This is a genomic window from Pseudoxanthomonas sp. PXM01 (assembly GCF_014851815.1).
Classification (GTDB): domain Bacteria; phylum Pseudomonadota; class Gammaproteobacteria; order Xanthomonadales; family Xanthomonadaceae; genus Pseudoxanthomonas_A.
On the sequence record NZ_JACVAJ010000002.1, the window covers coordinates 864,726 to 888,680 of the forward strand.

20 protein-coding genes are annotated in these 23,955 nt (G+C 67.4%); 4 read left to right on the plus strand and 16 right to left on the minus strand.

The window, feature by feature from the left end:
* Positions 1-35 precede the first annotated feature (35 nt).
* Positions 36-1,976 (plus strand): acetyl-CoA hydrolase/transferase C-terminal domain-containing protein, encoded by a 1,941-nt coding sequence (locus IB230_RS13455; protein ID WP_192273020.1) that lies wholly within the window; start codon positions 36-38, stop codon positions 1,974-1,976.
* Between the two features lie 77 nt (positions 1,977-2,053).
* Here the strand turns inward: IB230_RS13455 and IB230_RS13460 are convergent, their stop codons facing one another.
* The 14 genes from IB230_RS13460 to IB230_RS13525 all read right to left on the minus strand — a co-directional run bounded on the left by IB230_RS13460 (position 2,054) and on the right by IB230_RS13525 (position 18,091).
* Complete coding sequence (locus IB230_RS13460; RefSeq protein ID WP_225589512.1) at positions 2,054-2,527, minus strand: transposase; 474 nt, start codon at positions 2,525-2,527, stop codon at positions 2,054-2,056.
* A 113-nt stretch (positions 2,528-2,640) separates the two neighbouring features.
* Positions 2,641-4,638: a transketolase gene (gene tkt / locus IB230_RS13465; RefSeq protein ID WP_192273022.1), complete on the minus strand. Its 1,998-nt coding sequence runs from the start codon at positions 4,636-4,638 to the stop codon at positions 2,641-2,643.
* 100 nt (positions 4,639-4,738) lie between these two features.
* Positions 4,739-6,052 (minus strand): dicarboxylate/amino acid:cation symporter, encoded by a 1,314-nt coding sequence (locus IB230_RS13470; RefSeq protein ID WP_192273024.1) that lies wholly within the window; start codon positions 6,050-6,052, stop codon positions 4,739-4,741.
* A gap of 138 nt (positions 6,053-6,190) precedes the next feature.
* Positions 6,191-7,864 (minus strand): BatD family protein, encoded by a 1,674-nt coding sequence (locus IB230_RS13475; RefSeq protein ID WP_192273026.1) that lies wholly within the window; start codon positions 7,862-7,864, stop codon positions 6,191-6,193.
* Positions 7,861-9,606 carry a VWA domain-containing protein gene (locus IB230_RS13480; protein ID WP_192273028.1) on the minus strand — a complete coding sequence of 582 codons (1,746 nt, stop codon included), beginning with the start codon at positions 9,604-9,606 and terminating at the stop codon, positions 7,861-7,863. Before IB230_RS13480 ends, IB230_RS13475 begins: the two co-directional genes overlap by 4 nt.
* Positions 9,603-10,619, minus strand: a complete 1,017-nt coding sequence (locus tag IB230_RS13485) for a VWA domain-containing protein (protein WP_343227342.1) — start codon at positions 10,617-10,619, stop codon at positions 9,603-9,605. The genes IB230_RS13480 and IB230_RS13485 overlap by 4 nt, the downstream gene beginning before the upstream one ends.
* A gap of 2 nt (positions 10,620-10,621) precedes the next feature.
* Complete coding sequence (locus IB230_RS13490; RefSeq protein ID WP_192273032.1) at positions 10,622-11,074, minus strand: DUF4381 domain-containing protein; 453 nt, start codon at positions 11,072-11,074, stop codon at positions 10,622-10,624.
* A 1-nt stretch (position 11,075) separates the two neighbouring features.
* Positions 11,076-11,972 carry a DUF58 domain-containing protein gene (locus IB230_RS13495; RefSeq protein ID WP_192273034.1) on the minus strand — a complete coding sequence of 299 codons (897 nt, stop codon included), beginning with the start codon at positions 11,970-11,972 and terminating at the stop codon, positions 11,076-11,078.
* Positions 11,973-11,990: 18 nt separating this feature from the next.
* On the minus strand, positions 11,991-12,980 hold the full coding sequence (locus IB230_RS13500; protein ID WP_192273036.1) for a MoxR family ATPase: 990 nt from the start codon (positions 12,978-12,980) through the stop codon (positions 11,991-11,993).
* A gap of 168 nt (positions 12,981-13,148) precedes the next feature.
* Complete coding sequence (locus IB230_RS13505) at positions 13,149-15,074, minus strand: type IV pilus secretin PilQ family protein (protein WP_192273039.1); 1,926 nt, start codon at positions 15,072-15,074, stop codon at positions 13,149-13,151.
* Positions 15,075-15,088: 14 nt separating this feature from the next.
* Positions 15,089-15,613 (minus strand): pilus assembly protein PilP, encoded by a 525-nt coding sequence (locus IB230_RS13510; protein WP_192273041.1) that lies wholly within the window; start codon positions 15,611-15,613, stop codon positions 15,089-15,091.
* Positions 15,613-16,302 carry a type 4a pilus biogenesis protein PilO gene (gene pilO, locus IB230_RS13515; protein WP_192273043.1) on the minus strand — a complete coding sequence of 230 codons (690 nt, stop codon included), beginning with the start codon at positions 16,300-16,302 and terminating at the stop codon, positions 15,613-15,615. Before pilO ends, IB230_RS13510 begins: the two co-directional genes overlap by 1 nt.
* Positions 16,299-17,033, minus strand: coding sequence for a PilN domain-containing protein (locus IB230_RS13520; RefSeq protein WP_192273045.1), 735 nt, complete (start codon positions 17,031-17,033; stop codon positions 16,299-16,301). Before IB230_RS13520 ends, pilO begins: the two co-directional genes overlap by 4 nt.
* Positions 17,033-18,091 carry a pilus assembly protein PilM gene (locus IB230_RS13525; protein ID WP_162336766.1) on the minus strand — a complete coding sequence of 353 codons (1,059 nt, stop codon included), beginning with the start codon at positions 18,089-18,091 and terminating at the stop codon, positions 17,033-17,035. Before IB230_RS13525 ends, IB230_RS13520 begins: the two co-directional genes overlap by 1 nt.
* Before the next feature lie 216 nt (positions 18,092-18,307).
* On the opposite strand from IB230_RS13525, the gene IB230_RS13530 reads away from it, so the two are divergent.
* Together IB230_RS13530 and IB230_RS13535 are read left to right on the plus strand one after the other, a co-directional pair.
* Complete coding sequence (locus IB230_RS13530; protein WP_192273047.1) at positions 18,308-20,731, plus strand: penicillin-binding protein 1A; 2,424 nt, start codon at positions 18,308-18,310, stop codon at positions 20,729-20,731.
* Positions 20,732-20,835: 104 nt separating this feature from the next.
* Positions 20,836-21,492 carry a hypothetical protein gene (locus IB230_RS13535; protein ID WP_192273049.1) on the plus strand — a complete coding sequence of 219 codons (657 nt, stop codon included), beginning with the start codon at positions 20,836-20,838 and terminating at the stop codon, positions 21,490-21,492.
* 9 nt (positions 21,493-21,501) lie between these two features.
* Here IB230_RS13535 and IB230_RS13540 read toward each other — a convergent pair whose 3' ends face one another.
* Positions 21,502-21,906, minus strand: coding sequence for an Lrp/AsnC family transcriptional regulator (locus IB230_RS13540; protein ID WP_192273051.1), 405 nt, complete (start codon positions 21,904-21,906; stop codon positions 21,502-21,504).
* Between the two features lie 105 nt (positions 21,907-22,011).
* On the opposite strand from IB230_RS13540, the gene IB230_RS13545 reads away from it, so the two are divergent.
* Entirely contained in the window at positions 22,012-22,512 is a 501-nt protein-coding gene (locus IB230_RS13545) for a cysteine hydrolase family protein (RefSeq protein WP_192273053.1), read from the plus strand.
* 54 nt (positions 22,513-22,566) lie between these two features.
* On the opposite strand, the gene IB230_RS13550 is transcribed toward IB230_RS13545, so the two are convergent.
* The gene (locus IB230_RS13550) at positions 22,567-23,856 is read right to left on the minus strand and encodes a citrate synthase (RefSeq protein WP_192273062.1); all 1,290 of its coding nucleotides are present in this window, start codon (positions 23,854-23,856) and stop codon (positions 22,567-22,569) included.
* Positions 23,857-23,955 lie beyond the last annotated feature (99 nt).

Genomic DNA, 23,955 nt, shown 5'->3' on the forward strand with positions numbered 1-23,955 from the left:
TCGGTCCCTAACGCGGACTCGCCTAAGCTCTGCGCATGGCCAAGCACCTCAACGACCTCGAAGAAGCCGTCGACCTCATCCTGTCCCACACCTATGGGCCGCTGCGCATGGGCGCACCGCTGGGGATCGGCAAGCCACACCGGCTGCTCAACGCGCTGTACGCGCGCATCGCCGCGGATCCGTCGCGCCCGTGGACGCTGTACACGGCGCTGTCGCTGGATCCGCCCGGCGGCGGCAAGGGCCTCGAAGCACGCTTCGTGAAGCCGTTCGCCGCACGACACTTCGGCGAGGACTTCCCGCGACTCGCCTACGTGCAGGCGATCAAGCGCGACGCGCTGCCGGCGAACATCGAGGTGGAAGAGTTCTACATGCAGGGCGGTGCGTTGCTGCGCTCGACCACGGCGCAACGCCATTACGCCAGCCTCAACTACACCCACGTCGCCCGTGCGCTGGCCGATCGCGAACTCAACGTCATCGTGCAGAAAGTCGCACGCGAGCCGAACGGCACCCGGCTGTCGTTTTCATGCAACAACGACCTTACCCAGGATGCCGTGGATGCCATCGTCGCGCGAGGACTTCCGCGGCCTATGCTGGTGGCCGAAGTCGATCCCGATCTGCCTTGGATCGGCGGTACCGCCGCGGTCGAGGAGGACTACTTCGACCTGGTCGTCTCGCCGTCGGGCCCTTATCCCCGCCTGTTCGGACTACCGCGCCAGCCGGTGTCGGACGTCGACTACGCCATCGGCCTGTACGCCAGTGCGCTGGTGCGCGACGGCGGCACACTGCAGATCGGCATCGGTGCGCTGGCCGATGCGCTGTGTCACGCGCTGGTGCTGCGCCACACCGACAACGCGACCTACCGCCGCGTGCTGGCGGCGCTGGATCCGGAACTGGAACGGCACCCTGCCGTGATCGCCAGCGGCGGCCTGGATGTCTTCGCCGTCGGCCTGTACGGCTGCAGCGAGATGGTCAACGAAGGTTTCAAGCGACTGGTCGAGACCGGCGTGATCCGCCGCAAGGTGGTGGACGACGAAGCGCTGATGCAGCGCCTCGCCGATGGCACCGCCAACCTTGGCGACCAGGCAAGGCTGGAGCGCGATGGCGAATACCTGCATGGTGCGTTCTACCTTGGCTCGCCGGCGTTCTACGACTGGCTGCGCGCGTTGCCGGATGACCAGCGCCGCGCGATCGGCATGCGCCGCATCAGCCTGATCAACGAACTGGAGCGTGGACGGGAATCGCTGGCGCGCCTGCAACGCCACGACGCGCGTTTCTTCAACTCCTGCATGATGGCGACCGTGCTGGGTGCCGCGGTGTCCGACGGTCTGGAAGATGGTCGCGTGGTGTCCGGCGTCGGCGGGCAGTACAACTTCGTCGACATGTCGAATGCGCTGGACGGCGCGCGCAGCGTGCTGATGTTCCGCGCGGTACGCGAGGATGCCGGGGCCGCCGGATCGAACGTGCGCTGGAACTACGGTCACGCGACCATCCCGCGCCACCTGCGCGACCTGTACGTCAACGAGTACGGCATCGCCGATGTCCGCGGCAAGAACGACGAGGACTGCATCATCGCCATGGGCGGCATCACCGATGCGCGCTTCCAGCAGGGATTGATGGAACAGGCGCAGCAGGCAGGCAAGTTGCGCGCCGGCTTCCATCCGCCCGGCCATTGGATCGACAACACGCCAGTGCATCTCTCGGCGCGGCTGCGTGCGTTCCGCCACGACGGCACCCTGCCGGACTATCCACTGGGCAGCGACTTCACCGAGGTGGAGCAGCGCATCGTCAAGGCGCTGGGCTGGCTGAAGGCGAATACCGCCACGACGGGGCAGAAGATCGGCACGGTGTTGCGGGCATTGAGTGCGCGATCGGACGACACCGAGGCCATGGCACGCATGGGGCTGGCGGCGCCAGGCACGCCAGGCGAACGTCTGGAAGCAAAGCTGTTGGCGCTGGGATTGCGCGTGACGAAGTAAAGCATCGGGGCTGAAGCCCCTCCTACATGGTTGTCTCTCTGTAGGAGGGGCTTCAGCCCCGACCGCTCCGCGATTCTTCAGTCAAGCCAGACCGCATTCCAGTACGGATAGTCGCGAAGTCGACTGACCAGACCCGCCCTGACAGGATTGGTGATGATGTAGCGGGCAGCGACCAACACATCATCGTCCTGTCGCAATGCGCGATCATGGAATCCGTCCGCCCATACTGGCCTTCCGGCCATTACGCCGCGCACCGCATGCGCCGACCGCCCTTTCGCTGCGCCCACGACATGCGCAAGCGTCGCTCCGCCGGTCAATCGCACTAGTCCATGCCAATGGTCCGGCATCAGCACCCAGCAGAGTAGTTCTGCATGTGGCGACCAGGCGCTGCGAGTCGCGAGCACTGCCGATAGCCTGCTGGCGGCTTCCCATCGGCTGAAGTGCGGTTCCCGTCGATGCGTCGTCGTGGTCACCAGATAGATGCGACCCGACTCGGACCTGCGACCTCTTCGCAATGCTTGGTGACCGGAGCCGGGATACGAAAAAGCCATGGCGCAAGGTCATGCGCCATGGCTTTCGTAGCTATCGGTGAACCCCTCTCTTTGAGCGAGGGGAACTCCGACGCGATCAGGCTGAAGCCCCTCCTACAACGAGATGGACCGCCTCAGAGCGACTTCGCCGCCTCGACCACCGCGTCGGCGGTGATGCCGAAATGCTTGTACAGCGCGTCGGCCGGCGCGGAGGCGCCGAAGGTCGTCATGCCGATGACCGCGCCGTCCAGGCCGACGTACTTGCCCCAGAAGTCGGCGATGGCGGCTTCGATCGCGACGCGCTTGCGCACGGCCTTCGGCAGCACCGCTTCGCGGTAGGCGGCGTCCTGGCGGTCGAACACGTCGGTCGACGGCATCGACACCACGCGCGTCTTGATGCCCTGTCCATCGAGCGTGGCCTTCGCCTGCGTGGCGAGACCGACTTCCGAGCCGGTCGCGATCAGGATCACGTCCGGCGTGCCGTCGGCATCGGCCAGCACGTAGCCGCCGCGCGCGATCTCGCCGACCTGTGCGTCGGTACGCGGCTGATGCGGCAGGTTCTGGCGCGAGAACACCAGGCAGCTCGGGCCGTCCTGGCGGACGATGGCCTGCTTCCATGCCACCGCGGATTCCACCGCATCGCACGGACGCCACACGTCATTGTTCGGAATGTAGCGCAGCGACGCGAGATGCTCGACCGGCTGGTGGGTCGGACCGTCTTCGCCCAGGCCGATGGAGTCGTGCGTATACACGTGGATCGCGTGCGCCGGAATCAGCGCGCTCATGCGCACACCGTTGCGCGCGTAGTCGCTGAACACCAGGAAGGTGGCGTCGAACGGTACGAAGCCGCCGTGCAGCGCCAGGCCGTTCGCGATCGCGGTCATGCCGAACTCGCGCACGCCGTAGTACACGTAGTTGGCGTTCGGATCGGTGGTGGAGACCGACTTGCTGGCCTTCCACAGCGTCAGGTTGGAGTGCGCCAGGTCGGCGGAACCGCCGACCAGTTCCGGCAACAGCGGCGCGAACGCTTCGATGGCGTTCTGCGAGGCCTTGCGCGAGGCGATGACCGGGCCTTCGGCCTGCACCTTGGCGATGTACGCATCAGCCTGCGCGGCGAAGTCGGCCGGCAGCTCGCCGGAAGCACGACGCTTCAGCTCGGTGGCCTGTTCCGGGAACTGCGCGGTGTAGGCGTCGAGCAGCGTATTCCAGTCGGCTTCCAGCGCCTTGCCGGCGTCGACCTTGTTCCAGCCGGCGTAAATCTCGGCGGGGACCTCGAACGGACCGTACGGCCATTCCAGCGCGGCGCGCGTGGCCTCCAGTTCGTCCTTGCCCAGCGGGGCGCCGTGGCTGGACTCCTTGCCGGCCTTGTTCGGCGAACCGAAGCCGATCGTCGTGCGGCAGCAGATCAGCGTCGGCTTGTCGGTGGCCTTCAGCGCGGTATCGATGGCGGTCTTGATCTCGATCGGGTCATGGCCGTTGACGTTGCGCACCACCTGCCAGCCGTAGGCCTCGAAGCGGGCCGGCGTGTCGTCGGTGAACCAGCCGTCGGTGTTGCCGTCGATGGAAATCTTGTTGTCGTCCCAGAAGCAGACCAGCTTGCCCAGGCCCCAGGTGCCGGCGAGCGAGGCGGCTTCATGCGAGACGCCTTCCATCAGGCAGCCGTCGCCCATGAACACGAAGGTGCGGTGGTCGACGATGGCGTGGCCTTCGCGGTTGAAGCGCTGCGCCAGCAGCTTCTCAGCCAGCGCGAAGCCGACGGCGTTGGCGAAACCCTGGCCGAGCGGACCGGTGGTCGTTTCGACGCCCGGCGTCTCGTGGCGTTCCGGGTGGCCGGCGGTCTTGCTGTGCAGCTGGCGGAAGTTCTTCAGCTCCTGCAGTGGCAGGTCGTAGCCGGCCAGGTGCAGCAGCGCGTACTGCAGCATCGAACCGTGGCCGTTGGACAGGATGAAGCGGTCGCGGTTGAACCAGTGCGGGTTCGACGGGCTGTGGCGGTAGTAGTCGTTCCACAGCACTTCGGCGATATCGGCCATGCCCATGGGCATGCCGGGATGGCCGGAATTGGCGGCCTGCACCGCGTCGGCGGCGAGGAAACGGATGGCGTTGGCGAGCTGGCGGCGGGTGGGCGTCGTCATGGGGGTCGGGACAGAGGGGGCGGCGCCCGGCGGGCTGCGGGCCGCCCATTGTCCCACCCCCCGCTCGCCCTGTCGCGGTTGCGGGTCCCCGCCCGGGGTGTTAGCCGGGGTTTCCGGGCAGCTTCACGTCGCCCTTTTCGCCCTTGGCCACCAGCGAGGCCAGGGTCAGGTCGCCGGTGACATTGAGCGTGGTGCGGCACATGTCGAGGAAGTGGTTCACGCCCAGGATCAGGCCGATGCCGATCGGGTTCACGCCGACCATCGCGCAGATCAGTGCTACCACCGGCAGCGAGCCCGACGGCACGCCGGCCGTGCCGATGCCGCCCAGGATGCACACCAGCATCACCATGAACTGCTGACCCAGCGACAGGTCCACGCCGAAGAACTGCGCCAGGAAGATCACCGTCACGCCCTCGAACAGCGCGGTGCCGTTCTGGTTGGCGGTGGCGCCCACGGTCAGCACGAAGCGCGAGACCGTGCGCGGCAGGCCCAGCTTCTCGTCCGCCACGCGCAGCGCGGTCGGCAGCGTGGCGTTGCTGGACGCGGTGGAGAACGCCATCACCATCGCTTCCTGCGCGCCGCGGAAGAACGTCAGCGGCGAATAGCCGGCCAGCTTCAGCGCGATCGAATAGCTGACGAACTGGTGCAGCGCCAGCGCCAGCACCACCACGAACACGTACTGGCCCAACCGCACCAGCAGGTCGAAGCCGAAGATCGCGGCCAGGTTGAACATGAAGCAGGCCACCGCGTACGGCGCCAGGCGGATGACCAGGCCGATCAGCGTCATCGAGATCTCGAACACGCCTTCGATACCGCGCTTGAGGATGCCGGTGTTCTCCGACGGCGTCAGCACCAGGCCGATACCGAACATCACCGCGAAGAACATCAGCGACAGGATGGCGGCGTTGCTGGAGGCCGCACTGATCACGTTGTCCGGCACGATCGACAGCAGCATGTCCATGCCGGTCGCCTGCGTACCGACGCTGGCGACGATTTCCTTGGTGCGCTCGGCGTTCTCGGCGATCAGCTGCTGCGCCAGCGCCGGATCGACGCCGACGCCCGGCTTCAGCACGTTGACCAGCACCAGGCCGATCAACACGGCGACCGCCGACAGCACGATGGTGTAGGCCAGCGTCTTCCAGCCGATCCGGCCCAGTGCGCGGATGTCGCCCATCTCGGCGATGCCGCAGACCAGCGCCGAGAACAGCAGCGGCACGATCAGCATGAAGATCAGGTTGAGGAAGACCTTGCTGAACGGCGTGGTGACGTACTTGGTGACGTCCTGCACCCAGCCCGCGTCGCCCTGCCCCGTCGCGTGCACCAGCAGGCCGACGAGCAGGCCGATGCCGAAGCCGATGGCCATCTTCCAGTGCAGCGGCAGTTTGGTGCGGGTGGCGGGCGTGGCGTCGGTCATCGGCGGGTCCTGCGGAGACAAGATCGGGAGCTTAGCAAACCCGGCATGACGTCCCGTCCTTGCACGACAGGCCGGCCCGGGCCACGTGCGGGCATCGTCCGCGCACCCAGGGAATGACGAACGTCGACCCGGTTTCCCTTATCGCGGGTAGAGCGGCGGCAACGGTTCGTCCGCCACGCCGGCGTCCCTGGCTTGCCACTGGGGACCGCCACGGAAGGCCTCGCGCAGGGCGAGGCGGGCCTGTGCGGGATCGCCGTCAGCCCAGCGGGCACGGCGCAGCAGGTCCACCGCTGCGCGTTGCGAGGGCGCGGCGAGACGACGTTCCAGGTCGTCGAGATCGATGGCGACGGGGCGCGCCATGCCGCAGAGCACGACTTCGATGTCATCGAGGTCACCGGCGTCGAGCACGCGCTTGAGGTCGGCGGCCGTATGCGTCGCGAACGACACCGACGCTTCGGATCCGGCCGCGGCTGCCCGGTCACGCGACACCGCCGTGCCGCGCTGCCCACGCGACAGGCCCCACACGAGGGTGGCCAGCCAGAGCAGCGCGAACCCGGCCGCCAGCCAGGGCCACAGATGGGCGGGTATGCGCCGTTCGCCGGCCAGTGCGATGACGCCATCGCCCGGAGGCGACAGCGAGGCGGGCGCCGCGCCGTCCCGCACCGGTGGTCGCGGGGCCTGTCCACTGCCTGCGACGACCGGAATCGTCAGGTCCGGCAGCGTCGCGCGCTTGTTCGCGCCGGCACGGACGTCCCACCACGCCATTGCCACGCCCGGCACCGCGAGCGTGCCGGTCGTGGACGGCACGATCGAATAGCGGCGCGTGAGCTTCACCTGCGGCGTGCCGCCGACGAAGGTCTCGTCGTACTGCGGCGGTTCCGCGAACACCTGCGCTCCCGGCACCGCCGGTGCGGGCAACTCCGGCAACTGCGCCTGCGTCGCGCCGACGACCGTCGTCTCGATCGCGAAGGTGGCGGCTTCGCCCGTGCGCATCTGCTCGGGCACGGCGGTGTAGCGCAGGCGCAGGTCGCGCACGGGCAGCCACGGCTGGCCGGCATCCGCCGGTTGCGGACGCACCTGCAGGACGCGTGGCGTACCGGTGATGTTGACCTCGCGACTGTTGCCGCCCAGCAGATCGTCCATCCAGCCGCCCGCCCCGCGTCCGCTGAAACGTGCGCCCGGCAACGTCAGCGGGCCGCTGCGTTCGGGCACCAGCAGGAAGCGGCGCTCGGCGGTGTTGTAGCGGCGTCCGTCGATCTCGCGGCTCGACTGCACGATCTCGCCGACCCGTTGCAGCAGCGCGCCATCGGGTGGATCCAGATCCAGTTGGCCGGACACCAGCGGTGTCGCATAGAACAGCCGCACCGTGACGCCCACCGATTGCTGCACGTAGGGGCGGGCATCGTCGACCTCGGTTTCCACGAACACCAGACCATTGGACGCAGCGCTCGCCGTAGCCGTTGCGGTGACCTCCAGTACCAGCGGCACGGAACGCTCATTGCCCACCTGCAGGGCGGGAATCGTCAGTGTTCCCGCGCGACGGGGGCGCAGCGTCAGCGCGAACGTCGTGCGGCTGCTCATGCGCCCGTTCACCAGCTGCACGCTGCGACTGTCGGACTGCCCTTCCACCTCGAAGTCGCGCATCAGCGGCGTCAGGTCGGGGGTGGCGGATACCGCATCGGTTTCGACGTTCAATGTCACCGCCTGGCCGAGCGAGACCTGGCTCTGCTCGAGCCACGCGCGGGTCGCCGCCAGCGACGACAGTGGCCACGCCAGAAGCAGACACAGCAACAGCCATGCACGGTGTTTCATCGTCCTTCCCTCTGCCGCCGTTCCTGTTCGAGGCGGAACTTCGCCTTCAGCAGCGCGCCCGGCTCGTCAGGCACGCGTTTCAGCCACGCATCCACCGCCTGACGGCGCTCGCGCTGTTCTGCGGACTCGGCCTGCACGGCCGGCTCGCCCTGCTTTTTCTGCTCCGCGCGCTGCGCGGCCGCCTTCGCTACCGCCTCGCGCATGCGTTCGCGTTGCGCGGCGTCGGCAGCCGACTGCGCTGCCGCATCCGCCGGTGACGAAGAAGGGGTACGGGCAGGCGTCGTCGCAGGCGGTGTCTTTCCCTGGCCCTGCGAGGATGGCTCGCTCTTCGCCTGCGAGGTTGAAGCATCTTTCTGTTCGCCGGGTTGCGACTTGGCATCACCCTGCGAGCCTGCGGATCCCTGTTTCCCGTCTCCTTGCGGACCGGACTTGCCCTGACCCTCGCCCGACGACGGCGGGCGCTTCCGCGCGGCATCGACGGCGGCGCGGTTCGCCACCGCATCGGGCATGCCGGGACGCGCGCGCAGGGCGCGGTCGTAAGCAGCGATGGCGGCGTCGTAGCGCTGCTGTTTCGCCAGCGCATTGCCCAGGTTGTACCAGCCCTCGGCGGTGTCGATACCGGTGAAGGCCTGTTCCGCGGCAGCGTAATCGCCCTGCCGGTAAGCGTCGGCGCCTCGCACGACGCGTGCGTGTTCGGTCTGGTCCGGCCGCTGCCACCAGTCGATGCCGGTCGCGGCTGCCGGTTGCGCCATCGGCAGCCACAGGGCACCGACCAGCACCAGCGCCGCGCCCCGGCGGAAGCCGAGCAAGGCGATCGCCATCAGGGGAATCAGCAGCCAGTAGCCTTCGTCGCGCCACGCCTTGCCACCGCCGGTCGTGGCGGCCTCGCCGGTGGTGCCGGGTGTCCGCAGTCCCAGCGCCGCGAGGTCGTCTTCGCCGGCCGTCAACGCGTGGTAGCGACCGCCGCCGGCCGACGCGAGGCTGCGCAGGGAGGAGGCATCGAGTGCGGCGTGCCCGATGGCCCCATCGCCGCCACGGTAGGCCGCTCCCGCCGCGGTACCGAGGCCAAGCGCGGAAACGGTGTAGCCTCCGGTACGCGCGGCTGCAGCCGCCGTGGTTGCCGCGGCATCGGCACGGTCGGTCAGCACCAGGATGTCGCCGCTGCGCGCCTCTGCCTGCGTAAGCAGGCGCGCCGCCCACGCGATACCGTGATCCGTGCGCTGTCCGTCCACCGGCATGATGTCGGGCGCCAGGTCATCGAGGAACAGGCGGATGTTCGCGGTATCGTCGGTCAATGGCGTGACGGTGAAAGCGTCGTCGGCGTACGCGACCAGCGCGACCGGGCTGCCGGCGCGGGCCTCCAGCACCTGCACCAGCTTCGCGCGCGCCTGCAGCAGGCGAGACGGTGGCAGGTCGCTGGTCGTGGTGCGGCTGGAGAGGTCCAGCACGATCACCAGCGGCCGCTTCACCTGCCACAGCGGCTGCTCGGCCTGGCGCCAGCTCGGTCCGGCCAGCGCGAGCACGGCCAGCGTGAATGCCGCGATGGCGGCAATCAGGCCGCTGCGCGCGCCGGCGCCGCCGCGCACCAGCACATGCGGCAGCAAGTGCGCGTCGACATGTCCCCGCCATGCATTGCGGCGCTGCCGTTGCACGCGCCATGCCCATGCCAGCACGGGCAATGCCAGCAACGCCCACAGCCAGTGAGGACGCAGGAAATGCAGTGCCATCCAGTCGACGCTCATGTCCGTCTCCGCGGCAGCACGAACGCGATCAGCGATATCGCCAGCGCGGCAGCGAGCGGCCACGCATAGCGCTCGATGCGCGGGCGCACCGCCTTGCCGGGCTGCTCGACGGGCTCCAGCCGATCCAGTTCGGCATAGATGCCCACGAGTTCGCGGGTATCCCGCGCCCGGTAGAAGCGCCCGCCCGTCTGTTCCGCCACAGCGCGCAGCGTCGCTTCGTCGATGGCCTCGGGCGCACTGGCCGGCATCGGCAACGGGATACCGAACACGCTGATGCCGCCATCGCCGCCGAAGGCGATGGTATGGATGCGCACGCGCTCCTCCTTCGCCAGTTCGGCCGCCTTTTGCGGCGTCAGCACGCCCGCCGAATTGACGCCGTCGGTCAGCAGGATCAGCACGCGCTGCCCGTCTTCCTGCGTGCGCAGACGACGCACCGCGAGCGCGATGGCGTCGCCGATGGCGGTCTCGCGCCCCGCCAGTCCGGCCACGGCATCGCGCAGCTGCTCACGCACCGTGTGCAGGTCGCGCGTCAGCGGCGTCATCGCATAGGCACGCTGCCCGAACACCAGCAGCCCGACGCGGTCGCCGTCGCGGCGATCGAGGAAATCCGCGAGCACCGCCTTCGCCGCGGTCAGGCGATCGACCACCGCACCACCAAGCTCCATGTCGGGCTCGGTCATGCTGCCCGACAGGTCCACGGCCAGCATCAGGTCGCGTCCGCTCACCGGAGGCGTCACCGCATCGCCGAACTGCTGCGGGCGTGCCGCCGCGGCGCACAGCAGGAACCACGCCAGCCACGCGAGGGCGGCGGCGCGACGCGGCAACCCGCGCCCGCCCCGTTGCGCGATGGCGTGCACGGCTGGACCGTAGGGGACCTTGAGGGCGTCGGCATCGGAGCGGCGTGCAGGCAGCAGCCAGCGCACCAGCCACGGCAGCGGGAACGCCAGCCAGAACCATGGCCACGCGAATCCCGCATAGCCGTCCTGCAGCCACTGCAACGTGGGTAGCGACACACTCACCGCACACCCGCCATCAGGTCGAGGAAGCGGGCACGTGCGACCACAGCGGCGGCGGCGAGCTCCTCCGGCGGCACATCGCGGCGATAGCCGCCATCGAGCAGCAGGCGACCGGGGCCTTGCGAGAACGCATGGCCGTGTTTGCCATCGAGGAAGCGCAGCCAGGCCTCGCCTTCCAGCCGATCTGCCGATCGATCGAGACGGCGCGCGGCGCGACGCAGGCGTTCCGACATCAAGGCGACCTGCTCCGCCGGCGAAGGCGCGCCTTCCGCCGCATCGAACCAGCGCTGCCATCCCTGCCGCCTGCGACGGACGACGATGCGCCACGCGGCGACTCCCGCGATCAGCAGCAGCACGACGGCGAACGCCAGCCACCAGCCCGGCGCAGGCGGCCACCACGACGGCGACGCCGGCACATGCACATCGCGCAGGACGAGTGTCGCCATGCCCACCTCAGGCCACCTGGGGCTGCGCACGACCCAGCGCGACGAGCCACGCATCGCTGGGCGCATCCGTCGACAACGTGCGCACCTGCACGCCGCGTGCAGGCAATCGGTCCAGCGCGCGATCGAGCGGCTGCTGGAACTCGGTGCGCCACGCGTCGCGCTGCACGTCGCTGGCAAGGTCGAGCTCGATGCGCTGGCTGCCTACGACGAACGGCAGGCGTTGCGGCGGCGGCGCCGTCTCCAGCGGATCGGTCAACAACAGCACGACGACATCATGATGTGCTGCGAGTGCCGGCCAGCGCGACTCGGGAACAGCGGCCAGGCTATGGGGATCGGCGAGCACCAGCAGTCGTGATCCCGGCCGCAGCAGGCGCGCGGCGTGATCGAGCGCAAACGCCAAGCCGAGATCGTCCGATGGCGGTGACGTGTACCAGCGCGCCAAGGCGTCGAGCACGCGCAAAGCACCCCGGGTACCGGAAGCAGGAGGAATCGGCGCTTCCATCATGCTGCCGCGCAGGATGGCGAGCCGATCGCCTTCGCGGACCGCCTGCCATGCCGCGACGGCGCCTGCACGCGCGGCCTGCACCGACTTGAATCGTGTACGCGTGCCGAAGTACAGCAGGGGCGACGTATCGGCGACAAGGAGCGTCAGCCGTTCGCGTTCGGCCTGGAACAACTTGGTATGCGTGCGACCGCTGCGCGCCGTCAGGCGCCAGTCGATGTGGCGGACATCGTCACCGGCGACATACTCGCGTGATTCCGCGTACTCCATGCCGCGCCCACGTAGCGGCGATGCGGATGGACCGGTGACCGAGTGCCGGCCCCGGCGCGCGGGCGGTCGCCGCTGCGCGCTGGCACGCAGCGCGATCAGTTCGGCCAATGTGGGAGTGATGCCTTCGCTCATGGACCGGTGCAACCGGGATCAGGGCAGCGGAACCACGTCGAGCAACGCCTTCACCAGGCGATCGCCGTCCCAGCCTTCCGCCGTCGCCTCGTAGCTGGGCAGGACACGGTGGCGCAGCACGTCGGGCGCGATGGCACGGATATCGTCGGGCGTGACGTAGTCGCGCCCCGCCAGCCAGGCGCGCGCACGCGCACAGCGTTCCAGCGCAATGGAGCCACGCGGACTGGCGCCCCAGGCAATGCGTCTGGCGAGCGAGGCGTCATATCGCGAGGCGTCGCGCGAGGCGAGCACCAGCTCGATCAGATAGCGCTCCAGCGCAGGCGCCAGATGCAGGTCCAGTACTTGCGCGCGCGCCTCGAAGACGTCCTCCAGCGGCATGCGCGCGACCGCGGCATGCACCGGCTGCATCTGCTCGCGGGCGCGATCACGCGCCAGGCGCAGGATGTCGGCTTCGGCAGCGGCTTCGGGATAGCCGATCTTCACGTGCATCAGGAACCGGTCGAGCTGCGCTTCCGGCAACGGAAACGTACCCTCCTGCTCGATCGGATTCTGCGTCGCCATCACCAGGAACAGCGTCGGCAGCGGATACGTATGCCGGCCCACGGTCACCTGCCGCTCGCCCATCGCCTCCAGCAATGCAGACTGCACCTTGGCGGGTGCGCGGTTGATCTCGTCGGCCAGCAACAGCGGATGGAAGATCGGCCCAGCCTGGAACTCAAAACGCCCCTCCTGGGGCCGCCACACCTCGGTGCCCGTGAGGTCAGCCGGCAGCAGATCCGGCGTGAACTGCACACGTGCGAACTCGGCCTGCAATCGGGACGCCAGCGCGCGGATGGCGGTCGTCTTCGCCAGTCCCGGCGCGCCCTCCACCAAAAGGTGGCCATCGGCCAGCAGCGCGATCAACAGGCGTTCGACCAGCGCCGCCTGCCCCACGATGGTTTGCGACAGGTCTTCACGGAGCGTGGCGAATCGATCGAACAGGCGGACATCCGGGGAGATGCGGTCCATGGGCTTCCGGGAAGTGCGGGGTGCGCGTGGGACCGCCAGTGTGCCACGCGGGTTCCCGGGAGCCCTGTGAGGAACGGCAGGGGTTCAGCGGAAGTTTTCGACAGGCCGCCCCCAAATTAAGACGGGCCGCAGAAGCGGCCCGTCCCATGCAACTCGATCCGGTTCGTCTCAGCGCTTGGCGACCGACAGCACCTTCGGGGTGATGAAGATCAGCAGCTCCGCCTTTTCCTTGCTGCGACCCTTCTTCTTGAACAGGTTGCCCAGGAAGGGGATGTCGCCCAGGAACGGCACCTTGGCCACGCTGCTGCGATCGGCGAACTCGTACACGCCGCCGATCACGACCGTCTGACCGTCTTCGACCAGCACGGCCGTATTGATCTCGCGCTTGTCGATGGTCGGCACGGTGCCGTAGCCCTCCAGCGTGATCAACTCGGCCACTTCGTCCTTCTTGACGTTGAGGTTCAGGAACACGCGATCGTCGTTGGTGATGGTCGGCATCACCTTCAACTCGAGCAAGGCTTCCTTGAACTGGACATTCGGTGTGGAAACACCACCCTGGCCGGCCGAGGTGATCGTGACGTAACCGATCTCCTTGCCCTGGCGGATCACGCCTTCGCGCTGGTTCGCCGTCACGATACGCGGATTCGAAATCACTTCACCGCGTCCCTCCTCCTGCATCGCCGACAGTTCGAGGTCGATGGAGAAGTTGCGGCCCAGCAACGTGTAGGCCAGCGCACCCGCGGGCGAGTCCGTGAAACCGGCTGCCGGCAGATTGACGTTCAACGCGCCCGGCGTAATGGGGCGGGAGGGATTGGAGACATTGCCCGCGTTCCCACCCAGCGAGCCACCAATGCCCTGGCTGCGATCACCGAAGCGGCGTCCCTGGATACCGAACTTCGCACCCAGGTCACGGGCGAAGGTATCGCTGGCGATGACGATGCGGCCTTCGATCAGCACCTGGTCGACAGGTCGGTCGATCATCGAGATGAGCTCGCGCATCTGCGCGACCTTCTTCGGGATGTCGCTGATCATCAGCATGTTGGTGCGTTCGTCGGCAACAATGCGGCCTCGCGAAGAGAGAAAGCCGTTCTCGTTGTCGCGGTTGCCACCACCGCCACCGCCACTGCCCTGGTTGCCGATGCCCTTGGCTTCCGTCAGCGCCTTGAAGATCGCGGCAGCGCTGTGATAGTTGATCTGGACGTAGTCGGTGATCATGTCCTCGCGATTCTCGATCGCGATGCGGGCGTCTTCCTTGTCCTGCTCGAACTTGGCCAGTTCGGGCTGGGGGGCGACCCAGACGACCGCGCCGTCACGACGCTTGTCCAGGCCTTTGGCACGCAACACGATGTCGAGCGCCTGGTCCCACGGCACGTTGACCAGACGCAGGGTGACGTTGCCCTGCACGGTGTCGGACGCGACGATGTTGAGGTTGGATTCTTCGGCGATCAGCTGCAGCACGGTGCGCACCGGCACGTCCTGGAAGTTGAACGTCACCGGGCGGCCGCTGTAGCGGCGCGCTTCGGAGGCCACCTTCTGCGCGGCGGCCACGACGGCCGAAGCGCTGGTGCCGGATGTCGCATTCGCGGCGCCCATCGCCTTCTTGCCGGCGCTCGGCACGATCTCGACGACGTATTCGTTGCCGGACTGGTAAGCCAGCGATTCGAAGTCGCCGCGCGTACTGATCACCAGTTCGGTGCCGCCGCCCTTGCTCTGGGCGTCGACACGCTGGACCGGGGTCGCGAAGTCGATGACGTTGAGCGGACGCTGCAACGAGGCCGGCAGCGTGGCGTTGCCTACGTTCACCACGACGCTGTCGCCCTGGTTGCGCAGGTCCGGCGCCGCGCCCTGACCATCGAACTTGATGACCAGGCGGCCGGAACCGTCTTCACCCCGACGGAAATCGATGTTCGACACCGACACCGCCGACGCCGCCGACTGAACGGCGGCGGCAGGGGATGCGGCCTGCGGCGCGGGTGACGTGGCGCCCGCGGCGCTTGCCGCGGCGAGCAGGCCGATGGCCAGCCCCAGAGAGCAGACCCGGAAGGTGGCCAGGCGCCGGGACGGCCGCGGGCGGTAGGCATTCGTTGCGGTCATCGTGTATCCCCCAATCATTGATCTTCAAGCGAGAGCGACGCCGGCCTTTCCAGCCAGCCACCCGCGCCATCCGGCACTAGTTCGACAAGTTCGACGCCATCTTCGCGGACCGAAGTCACCCGGCCGTCGCTCTGGCCCAGGTAGTTCCCCGGACGTACCCGGTAGGTGACCTTGTCGGGTCCCATCACCAGTGCCACCAGACCTGCCCCCTTTCCGATCGTACCGACCATGTCCAGGCTGTCCAGCGGGTACTGCTCCAGTGTTTCCTTGCGCCGGTTCGGATCGGGCCGCAGCCCACCCGTATCGGCGTTGCTCCAGGCGTTGCTGAAGGGGTCGCGCAGCGTCTGTGCGGCGTACTCGAAGGTCTCGAACTGCTGCATCACCGGCAACGGCTCGAGTGGCGGCGCGGGGCGCGCACGCACGTCCTCCACCCACTTCTCGAGATTGGGCGCGTCGCCCGGGGTGCTGCTGATCCCTCGCGCGCAGCCCGATGTCGCGACCACGGCGGCGAGGATCATCCAATGCCAGTTGCTGCGCATCACGGGGCTCCTCCCGATGCGGGGGCATTCTGATTGCGGGCCGCCTTGGCCGCCTCGGCCGCAGCGGCCTCCTGCTCGGCCACCTCGGTCTCATCGAGGTAGCGGTAGGTCTTGACCGTGCCCGACAGCTCGAGCGCGCCACGGTTGACGCCGCCCTTGCCTTCCTTCGGCTGCAACGAGATGTCGTGCATGGTCAGGATGACCACGCGCGGCAAGGAGGCAACACCACTGACGAAGGCCCCGAACTGGTGGTAGTTGCCCACCATGCGCAGCTGGATCGGCTTCTCGGCGTAGAACTCCTTCAGCGTTTCCGGCTGCGGCTGGAACAACTCGTTGGTCAGGCCGCTCGACAGCGCCGTCTGCGAGATATCGATGATCAGATCCGGCATCTCGGTCTTGCTCGGCAGCTGCCGCAGCATCTGCTGCAACACCTGCTCCATCTGTGCGAGCTGCTGCTTCAGGGGTTCGAGGTTCGCGGCCTTGGCCTGCTCTTTCTCGAAGTCCTGGCGCAGGCGGACTTCCTCCTGCTCCAGCGAATCCAGGGTCTGCGTCTTCCCCCTGACGACAAGGAAGTACGACAGCGCCAGGATGAAGATCGCCAGCACTACGCAAAAGCCTGCCTTGGCGTTCTGCGGCCACGCGCCGATGTTGTTGATGTCCAGGTTCTTGAGCGATGTCTTCTGGCTCATGAGTTGCTCCCGGAGGCCGGATTGGGGCTGCTGGGTGGCGTCGCGGGGGCGGGTGCCGCAGGTGCCGGGGCAGCGGGCTGGCCCTCCAGCGGTGCCGCCGGCGGTGCGCTCGGATCGGCGGGCGCGGTACCGGCGGCCGTTTCGGCCTCCTGTTCCGCGGTCGGGTTCGCCAGCCTGACCTGCAGCGTGAACACGTACGGCAGCGCACTACCCGCACCGGTATTGGTCAGCGTTTTGACCTCTTCCGGCTTGGCTTCGATGATCGACAGCTCGGGCTTGGTCATCCAGCCCGACGTCTCGAGATTGCGCATGTAGGCACTGACGCGGGCGTTGGACTGCGCGCGACCCTGCAACGTCAGCACTTCGCCTTCCTGCTTGATGTTGGCCAGCATCACGCCATCGGGGATGGTGCGGACCAGCGAGTCGAACAGGTGGACCATCTGCGAGCGGTTGGCCTGCAGCTTCTCGATGACGTCCTTGCGCGCCAGCAGGCGACGCTTCTGCTCGTCCAGCTTTTCGATTTCCTTGTTCTGCGCCTGGACCTTGGCAATCTCGTCCTTGAGGAAATCGTTGCGCTCGGTCTGGCCAGCGACCTGGCGGTCGTAGTGGAACCAGAGCAGGAAGGACAGCAGCAGGCCGGCGATCGCCGCCGCGCCCAGCATGACGTAGAACTCACGCTGGCGTTGCGCACGGCGTTCGGTACGCCATGGGAGTAGGTTGATTCTTGCCATCAGTCGAAGCTCCTCAAAGCCAGGCCGGTGGCGATCATCAGCGCGGGGGCATCCTGCGCCAGCGCGTGCGCCTGCACGCGGGGGCCGAGGGTCATCTGCGCGAGGGGGTTGGCGACCACGGTGGGCACGCCGAGCTGCTCTTCCACCATTTCGGGCAGGCCGGGCAACGCGGCACAGCCACCAGCGAGCACGATCTGGTCGACGCGGTTGAACTCGCTGCCAGCATAGAAGAACTGCAGCAAGCGACTGATCTGCTGGACCGTGGCTTCCTTGAACGGCTCCAGCACTTCGATTTCGTAGCTTTCGGGCAGGCCGCCCTGGCGCTTGGCCAGTCCGGCTTCCTCATAGGTCAGCCCGTAACGGCGCATCACCTCGTCGGTGAGCTGCTTGCCGCCGAACACCTGTTCGCGGCTGTAGAGGCTGCGGCCCCGGCGCAGGACATTGAGCGTGGTCATGGTGGCGCCGATGTCGACCAGCGCGACCACGCCATCCTGCGGAATCGGCAGATCGGTGGCCATCAGGGCGAAGGCGTTCTCGACGGCGAACGCTTCCACGTCCATGACCTTGGCGGTCAGTCCGCCGAGCTCCAGCGCGGACTGGCGCAGCTCCACGTTCTCCGAGCGCGACGCAGCGAGGAGTACCTGCACCATCTCCGGGTTGTTGGGCATGGGGCCCAGCACCTCGAAGTCGATGTTCACTTCCTCGATGGGATACGGGATGTAGTTGACGGCCTCGAGCTCGACCTGGGCTTCCAGGTCGCTTTCGTCGAGGTCGGCAGGCATCGGGATGATCTTGGTGATCACCGCCGAACCGGCCACGGCGGCAGCGGCGTGCTTCGCCTTGCTGCCCGCCCGGTTGACCGCGCGGCGGATGGCCTCGCCGACGGCCTCGACCTCGACGATGTTCTTCTCGACCACGGCATTCGGCGGCAGCGGCTCGACAGCGTAGTGTTCAACCCGGTAACGGTTGCCCACGCGCGACAGCTGCAGCAGTTTCACCGCAGTCGAACTGATGTCGACGCCGATCAGCGGCGACTGGCTTTTTGGGATTAGCCCCACGGTCTTTCCCCTTCCGACGGGCACTGGACGCACAACGTGCGCCGACATTAATAACCAACTTTTTACGCTTGGCAACCGCCGATGACGTGGCTGTGCGGCTTGTCACGTTTCACGAGGGTTGTGCCCCAAGTCCCTGTTCCCCTTGGAATCACCTGTGGCGATCCCGGCGGTCATCTATACTCTGCCGCTACGAATTCTGCAATCGGAAAGCACTGGATGTCCCGGTTCCGTCGTCTTCTCCGTTGGACCCTCATCACGTTCCTGATACTTGCCCTGGCCGGCGCTGTCGGCCTGGGGGTTCTGTACTACACGGTCTCGGCCAAGGTCCCGGACGTCCAGTCCCTGCGGAACGTCGAACTGCAGGAACCCCTCTATATCTACGCCAGCGACGGCCGCCTGATGGGCCTGTACGGCGAGATCCGCCGCTATCCGGTGCAGATCGACAAGGTCCCGGCCCGGGTCAAGCAGGCCTTCGTGGCGGCCGAGGACAGCAAGTTCTACGAGCACAACGGCATCGATCCCACCGGCATCGCCCGCGCCGTCTGGCAGATCGTCAGCCGCAAGGAAGGTCGCGTGGCCGGCGGCAGCACGATCACCCAGCAGGTCGCCCGGCAGTGGTTCCTCAGCTCCGAGTACAGCTACACGCGCAAGCTGGTCGAGATGATGCTGGCGATGCGCATCGAGAACATGCTGACCAAGGACGAGATCCTGGAGCTGTACCTCAACAAGAGCTTCTTCGGGAACCGGTCCTACGGCGTGGCCGCCGCGGCCGAGTACTACTACGGCAAGACGCTGGACCAGCTGACCCTGGCGGAGACCGCCACGCTGGTCAGCGCACTCAAGTTCCCCTCCAGCGGCAACCCGATCAGCAACCCCGGCCGCAACCAGCAACGCAGCGCCTATGTCGTGGAGCGGATGCGCGAGGACGGCTACGTCACCGCCGCCGAGGCCGCGCAGGCCAAGGCCGAGCCGATGCACGCCAAGCCGCACGAGCGGCCGATCGAGGTCTACGCCCCCTACGTGGCCGAAATGGTGCGCCAGGAGATGATCGCGCGCTTCGGGCCGGAGGCGCTGACCAAGGGCTACCACGTCACCACCACGCTGGACGCGGTGGCGCAGGGCGCCGCCAACGACGCCGTTCGCGATGGCCTGGGACTGTATGACCACCGCCACGGCTGGAACGGGGTCGAGCAGCATTTCGACGTCGCGGCCGACGCGGATGCCAAGGCATTGGCCGTCCACCTGCGGGCGATTCCCGCACAGAACGGCCTGCTGCCGGTCATCGTGGCACGTGTCGCGGACGACGGTAGTGCGACGGTGGTGCTGGCCGACGGCAAGGAGGTCGTTCTGCCGGTCAGCGCGAGCAAGTGGACCGGACGCTCGCCGGCCAAGCTGCTCAAGCGCGGCGACCTGACCCGTATCAAGGCAGGCAAGGAAGAAGGCAGCTACGTGATCGACCAGATTCCGCGCGCGCAGGCGGCGCTGGTCTCGCTCGACGCGAACAACGGCGCGGTGCGAGCACTGGTCGGCGGCTACAGCTTCGCCGGCAACAAGTTCAATCGCGCCACGCAGGCACGCCGCCAACCCGGCTCCAGCTTCAAGCCGTTCCTGTACGCCGCCTCGTTCGAGAAGGGGTTCAACCCGGCGTCGATCGTGCTGGATGCGCCTGTCGTGTTCCGCGACCGTCGCGGCCACATGTGGCGTCCGCAGAACGACGGCGGCGGCTTCCGCGGCCCGATGCGCCTGCGCGAAGCGCTGGTGCAGTCGCGCAACCTCGTGTCGGTACGCCTGCTCGACGGTATCGGCGTCCCGTTCGCGCGCACCTACATCAGCCAGTTCGGCTTCGAGGAGGCGGAACTGCCGCCCAACCTGTCGATGTCGCTGGGTACGGCCTCGCTGACGCCACTGTCGGTCGCCCGCGGCTACGCCGTGTTCGCCAACGGCGGTTCGCGCGTGACGCCCTGGTTCATCGACCAGGTGAAGGACCGCGAAGGCAACGTGGTGTTCAAGGAGAACCCTGCCGTCGCCTGCCGCGGCTGCGGCGCGGGGCAGCACGGTACCGGCACGCCGGCCTCGCAGGTGGTGGACGGATTCAACTTCGGCCCCGCCGAAGCCGCCAAGCCGGCGACCGCCTCGGCGCCGAAGGCCAAGGCCGAAGAGAAGCCGGCCGATCCGAATGCCGTGACGGCACCGCGCGCCATCGACGAGCGCACCGCTTACCAGATGGTGTCGATGATGCGCGATGTGGTCCAGCGCGGCACGGGTACGGCCGCCAAGGTGCTGGGCCGCGAGGATGTCGGCGGCAAGACCGGCTCGACCAACGACCACCGCGATGCCTGGTTCGGCGGATTCGGCGGCACCTACGCCACGGTCGTGTGGGTCGGTCGCGACAACTTCCAGTCGCTGGGCTACCGCGAGTACGGCGGCAAGGCGGCCCTGCCGATCTGGATCGACTACATGCGCGCCGCACTGAAGGACACGCCGGTCGCGCAGAACGATCCGCCCGAAGGCATGGTGCAGGCCACGCTCAACGGTGTGACCGAATGGGTCAAGGTCGAGGACATGGAGCGCATCCAGGACTACGACCTCTACGGACCCGAGGACGCGGTGCCCGACGAGGAAGCGTTCGACATCTTCTGATCGCGGTCACGCGATGAAGCTCCCGTGACGGTGCCCCGGCGCCGTCATGGACACGTCGATGGCATGGTGTACATTCGCGGTCAGTTTCGACGCGGAGGCCTGCCATGCACCACGCCCGCCAACATGCCGAAACGCGCACCCGCGAACGCCGCCAGCGGCTGGCTCACGAAGCCGCGCGGCTGATGGCCGAAGGCGGCATCCGCGATTTCCACCAGGCCAAGCTCAAGGCCGCCAGCCGGCTGGGCATCCACGACGACGCGTCCCTTCCGCGCAACCGCGAGATCGAGGATGCGCTGCGCGAGTACCAGCGCCTGTTCGCCGGCGAGGCGCACACGACCGGCCTGCGGCAGCGGCGCGAGGCCGCACTGCGTGCGATGGAGTTCCTGTCGGCGTTCTCGCCACGGCTCGTCGGTCCCGTGCTGGAGGGTACAGCCGACGCCAACACGCCGGTTCACCTGCATGTCCACAGCGACGATCCGGACGCGGTCACCCGGTGGCTGGAAGACCACCATGTCCCGGCCGAGTCGCGCGAGCGCCGGCTCCGCATCGACCGCGAGCGCGTGGCCGACCTGCCGGTCTGGGTGTTCAGTGCCGAAGAACTGAGCTTCGACCTGACCGTGTTGCCGCACGACGCCCTGCGCCAGGCACCGCTCTCCAGCATCGACGAGAAGCCGATGAAGCGGGCCTCCGCCCCCCAGCTCCGTCAGTTGCTTGCCGAGGAAGACATCGCAGGCTACGAGCTGGACGCCGCGCGCCGCTGAAGCAGCGCCTTACGCCTTCACGCGCCGGATCTCGCTTGCGACCTTGTAGCGGCCGTATCGCAGCAGGGCCTGCGTGAAGGCGTCCAGTCCCGCATCGCCCTCGCAGGCCAGCACCACCTGGTAGCAACCCTCGCCGGCGATCTTGCTAGCGCTTTCCACGTCCGCCTGCGACTGCAGGAACGCTTCGAAGGCATCGAACTGCGGCGTATCCATGAACACCGTGATGAAGTAGCGGCGCAGATCGCCACGCAGCACCGTGAAGCCACGGATCGTGCCGTCGTCGACCATCTGCTGCACCCGCGTGGCCACAGCCTGCCCGGTGAGGTGCACTTGGCGGCCCAGGGCCTGCCAGGTGATGCGCGCATCCCGCGCCAGGCAGGCCAGGATGCTCCGATCCATCTTGTCCAGGGACATGTCTTTCGATCCTCAAGGAAAACGGCGCGGCTTCTTGCAGCCTGCAATTATCGCCGGTGCACCCCCTCACTACGATGAGGCAATCCATCCGCTGCAAGGTATCCCATGACCACCGCCCTGCTCGTCATCGACGTACAGAACGACTACTTCCCGAACGGCGCACTTCCGCTCTGGAACGTCGACGCCACCCTCGACGCCATCGTCGCCGCCATCGGGCGAGCCCGCTCGCGTGGCGAGCCCGTCATCCTGGTCCAGCACGTGGCGGCGTCGGCGGACAGCAGCCTGTTCCGCACCGGAACCCACGGCGTCGAGATCCATCCGCGCATCCACGAAGCGGCACCCGGCGCCCCGGTCATCGTGAAACGGTACGCCGACAGCTTCCACCAGACCGGGCTGACCGATCTGCTGTCCGACCTCGGCGTCAACCGCCTGCGGATCGCCGGCATGATGACGCAGAACTGCGTGGTGTTCACCGCGCTCTCGCCAGCCGCGGACCGCTACCAGGTGAGCGTCCTGTCGGACTGCACGACCACCACCGATGGCACGATCCACGGTTTCGCCCTGCATGCCCTGACGACACGCGTCGACGTGCAGCCTGACGCCTGACGCCACAACGGAAAAGGCCCCTTGCGGGGCCTTTTCTTCTTGCTGCTTGCGATATCAGCGCTTGTCGTTCGGCGCGTAGTCGCGCGGCGCGTAACCGGTGTAGATCTGGCGCGGACGGCCGATCTTGGCTTCCGGGTCGACCTGCTGCTCCAGCCAGTGCGAGACCCAGCCGGCAGTGCGGCCGATCGCGAACATGACGGTGAACATCTCGGTCGGGATCTTCAGCGCCTTGTAGATGATGCCGCTGTAGAAATCGACGTTCGGGTAGAGCTTGCGCTGGATGAAGTACTCGTCCTTCAGCGCCGCCTCTTCCAGCCGCATCGCCACTTCCAGCAGCGGATCGTCGACGCCCAGTTCGCCCAGCACCTTGTGGGTCATCTCGCGGATGATCTTGGCGCGCGGGTCGAAGTTCTTGTAGACGCGATGGCCGAAGCCCATCAGGCGGAAGCCCGATTCCTTGTCCTTGGCCTTGGCGACGGCCGACGCGACATTCTTCGCATCGCCGATCTCTTCCAGCATCTTCAACACGGCTTCGTTGGCGCCACCGTGCGCGGGGCCCCACAGCGCGGTGATGCCGGCGGCGACGGACGCATACGGGTTGGCGCCGGTCGAACCGACCAGGCGCACCGTCGAGGTCGACGCGTTCTGCTCGTGGTCGGCGTGCAGGATGAACAGCAGGTCCAGCGCCTTGGCGACGACCGGATTCAGCTCCAGCGGCTCGCTCGGCACCTCGAACATCATGTGCAGGAAGCGGTCGACGTAGTCGAGGTTGTTGCGCGGATAGCGGATCGGCCAACCGATCGAGTAGCGGTACGCGGCGGCGGCCAGCGTCGGCATCTTCGCCAGCAGGCGGATGGCCGCCAGGCGACGCTGCTCGGGATCTTCCAGGTCCAGCGTGTCGTGGTAGAACGCCGACAGCGAGGCGACCGTGCCGGCCAGCATGGCCATCGGATGGGCGTCGTAGTGGAAGCCGTGCAGGAAGTTCTTCAGCGACTCATGCATCATCGTGTGATGCGTGACCTCGTGCTCGAACTTGGCGAACTCGGCCGGGGTCGGCAGTTCGCCGTTCATCAGCAGGTACGAGACTTCCAGGAAGTTCGAGTGCTGGGCCAGCTGTTCGATCGGGTAGCCGCGATACAGCAGGACGCCGTTGTCGCCATCGATGTAGGTGATGGCCGACTTGCAGCTGGCCGTGGCGGTGAAACCGGAGTCGTAGGTGAAGAGACCCGTTTCCTTGGTCAGCTTCGAAATATCGACGCAATCGTTGCCAAGCGTGGGTTTCAGGACTGGCAGGACGACGGATTTGTCGCCCGCATTCAGCGTGACCTGGTCAAGTTCGGACACAGTGTGCGCTCCTTCGTGGGGTAACACCGGCCAGAGGTCCGGACGGCGCGTGACGGGAGTCCAGGGAATAACCCTTGGATGCGTCGAATTATCGCACAC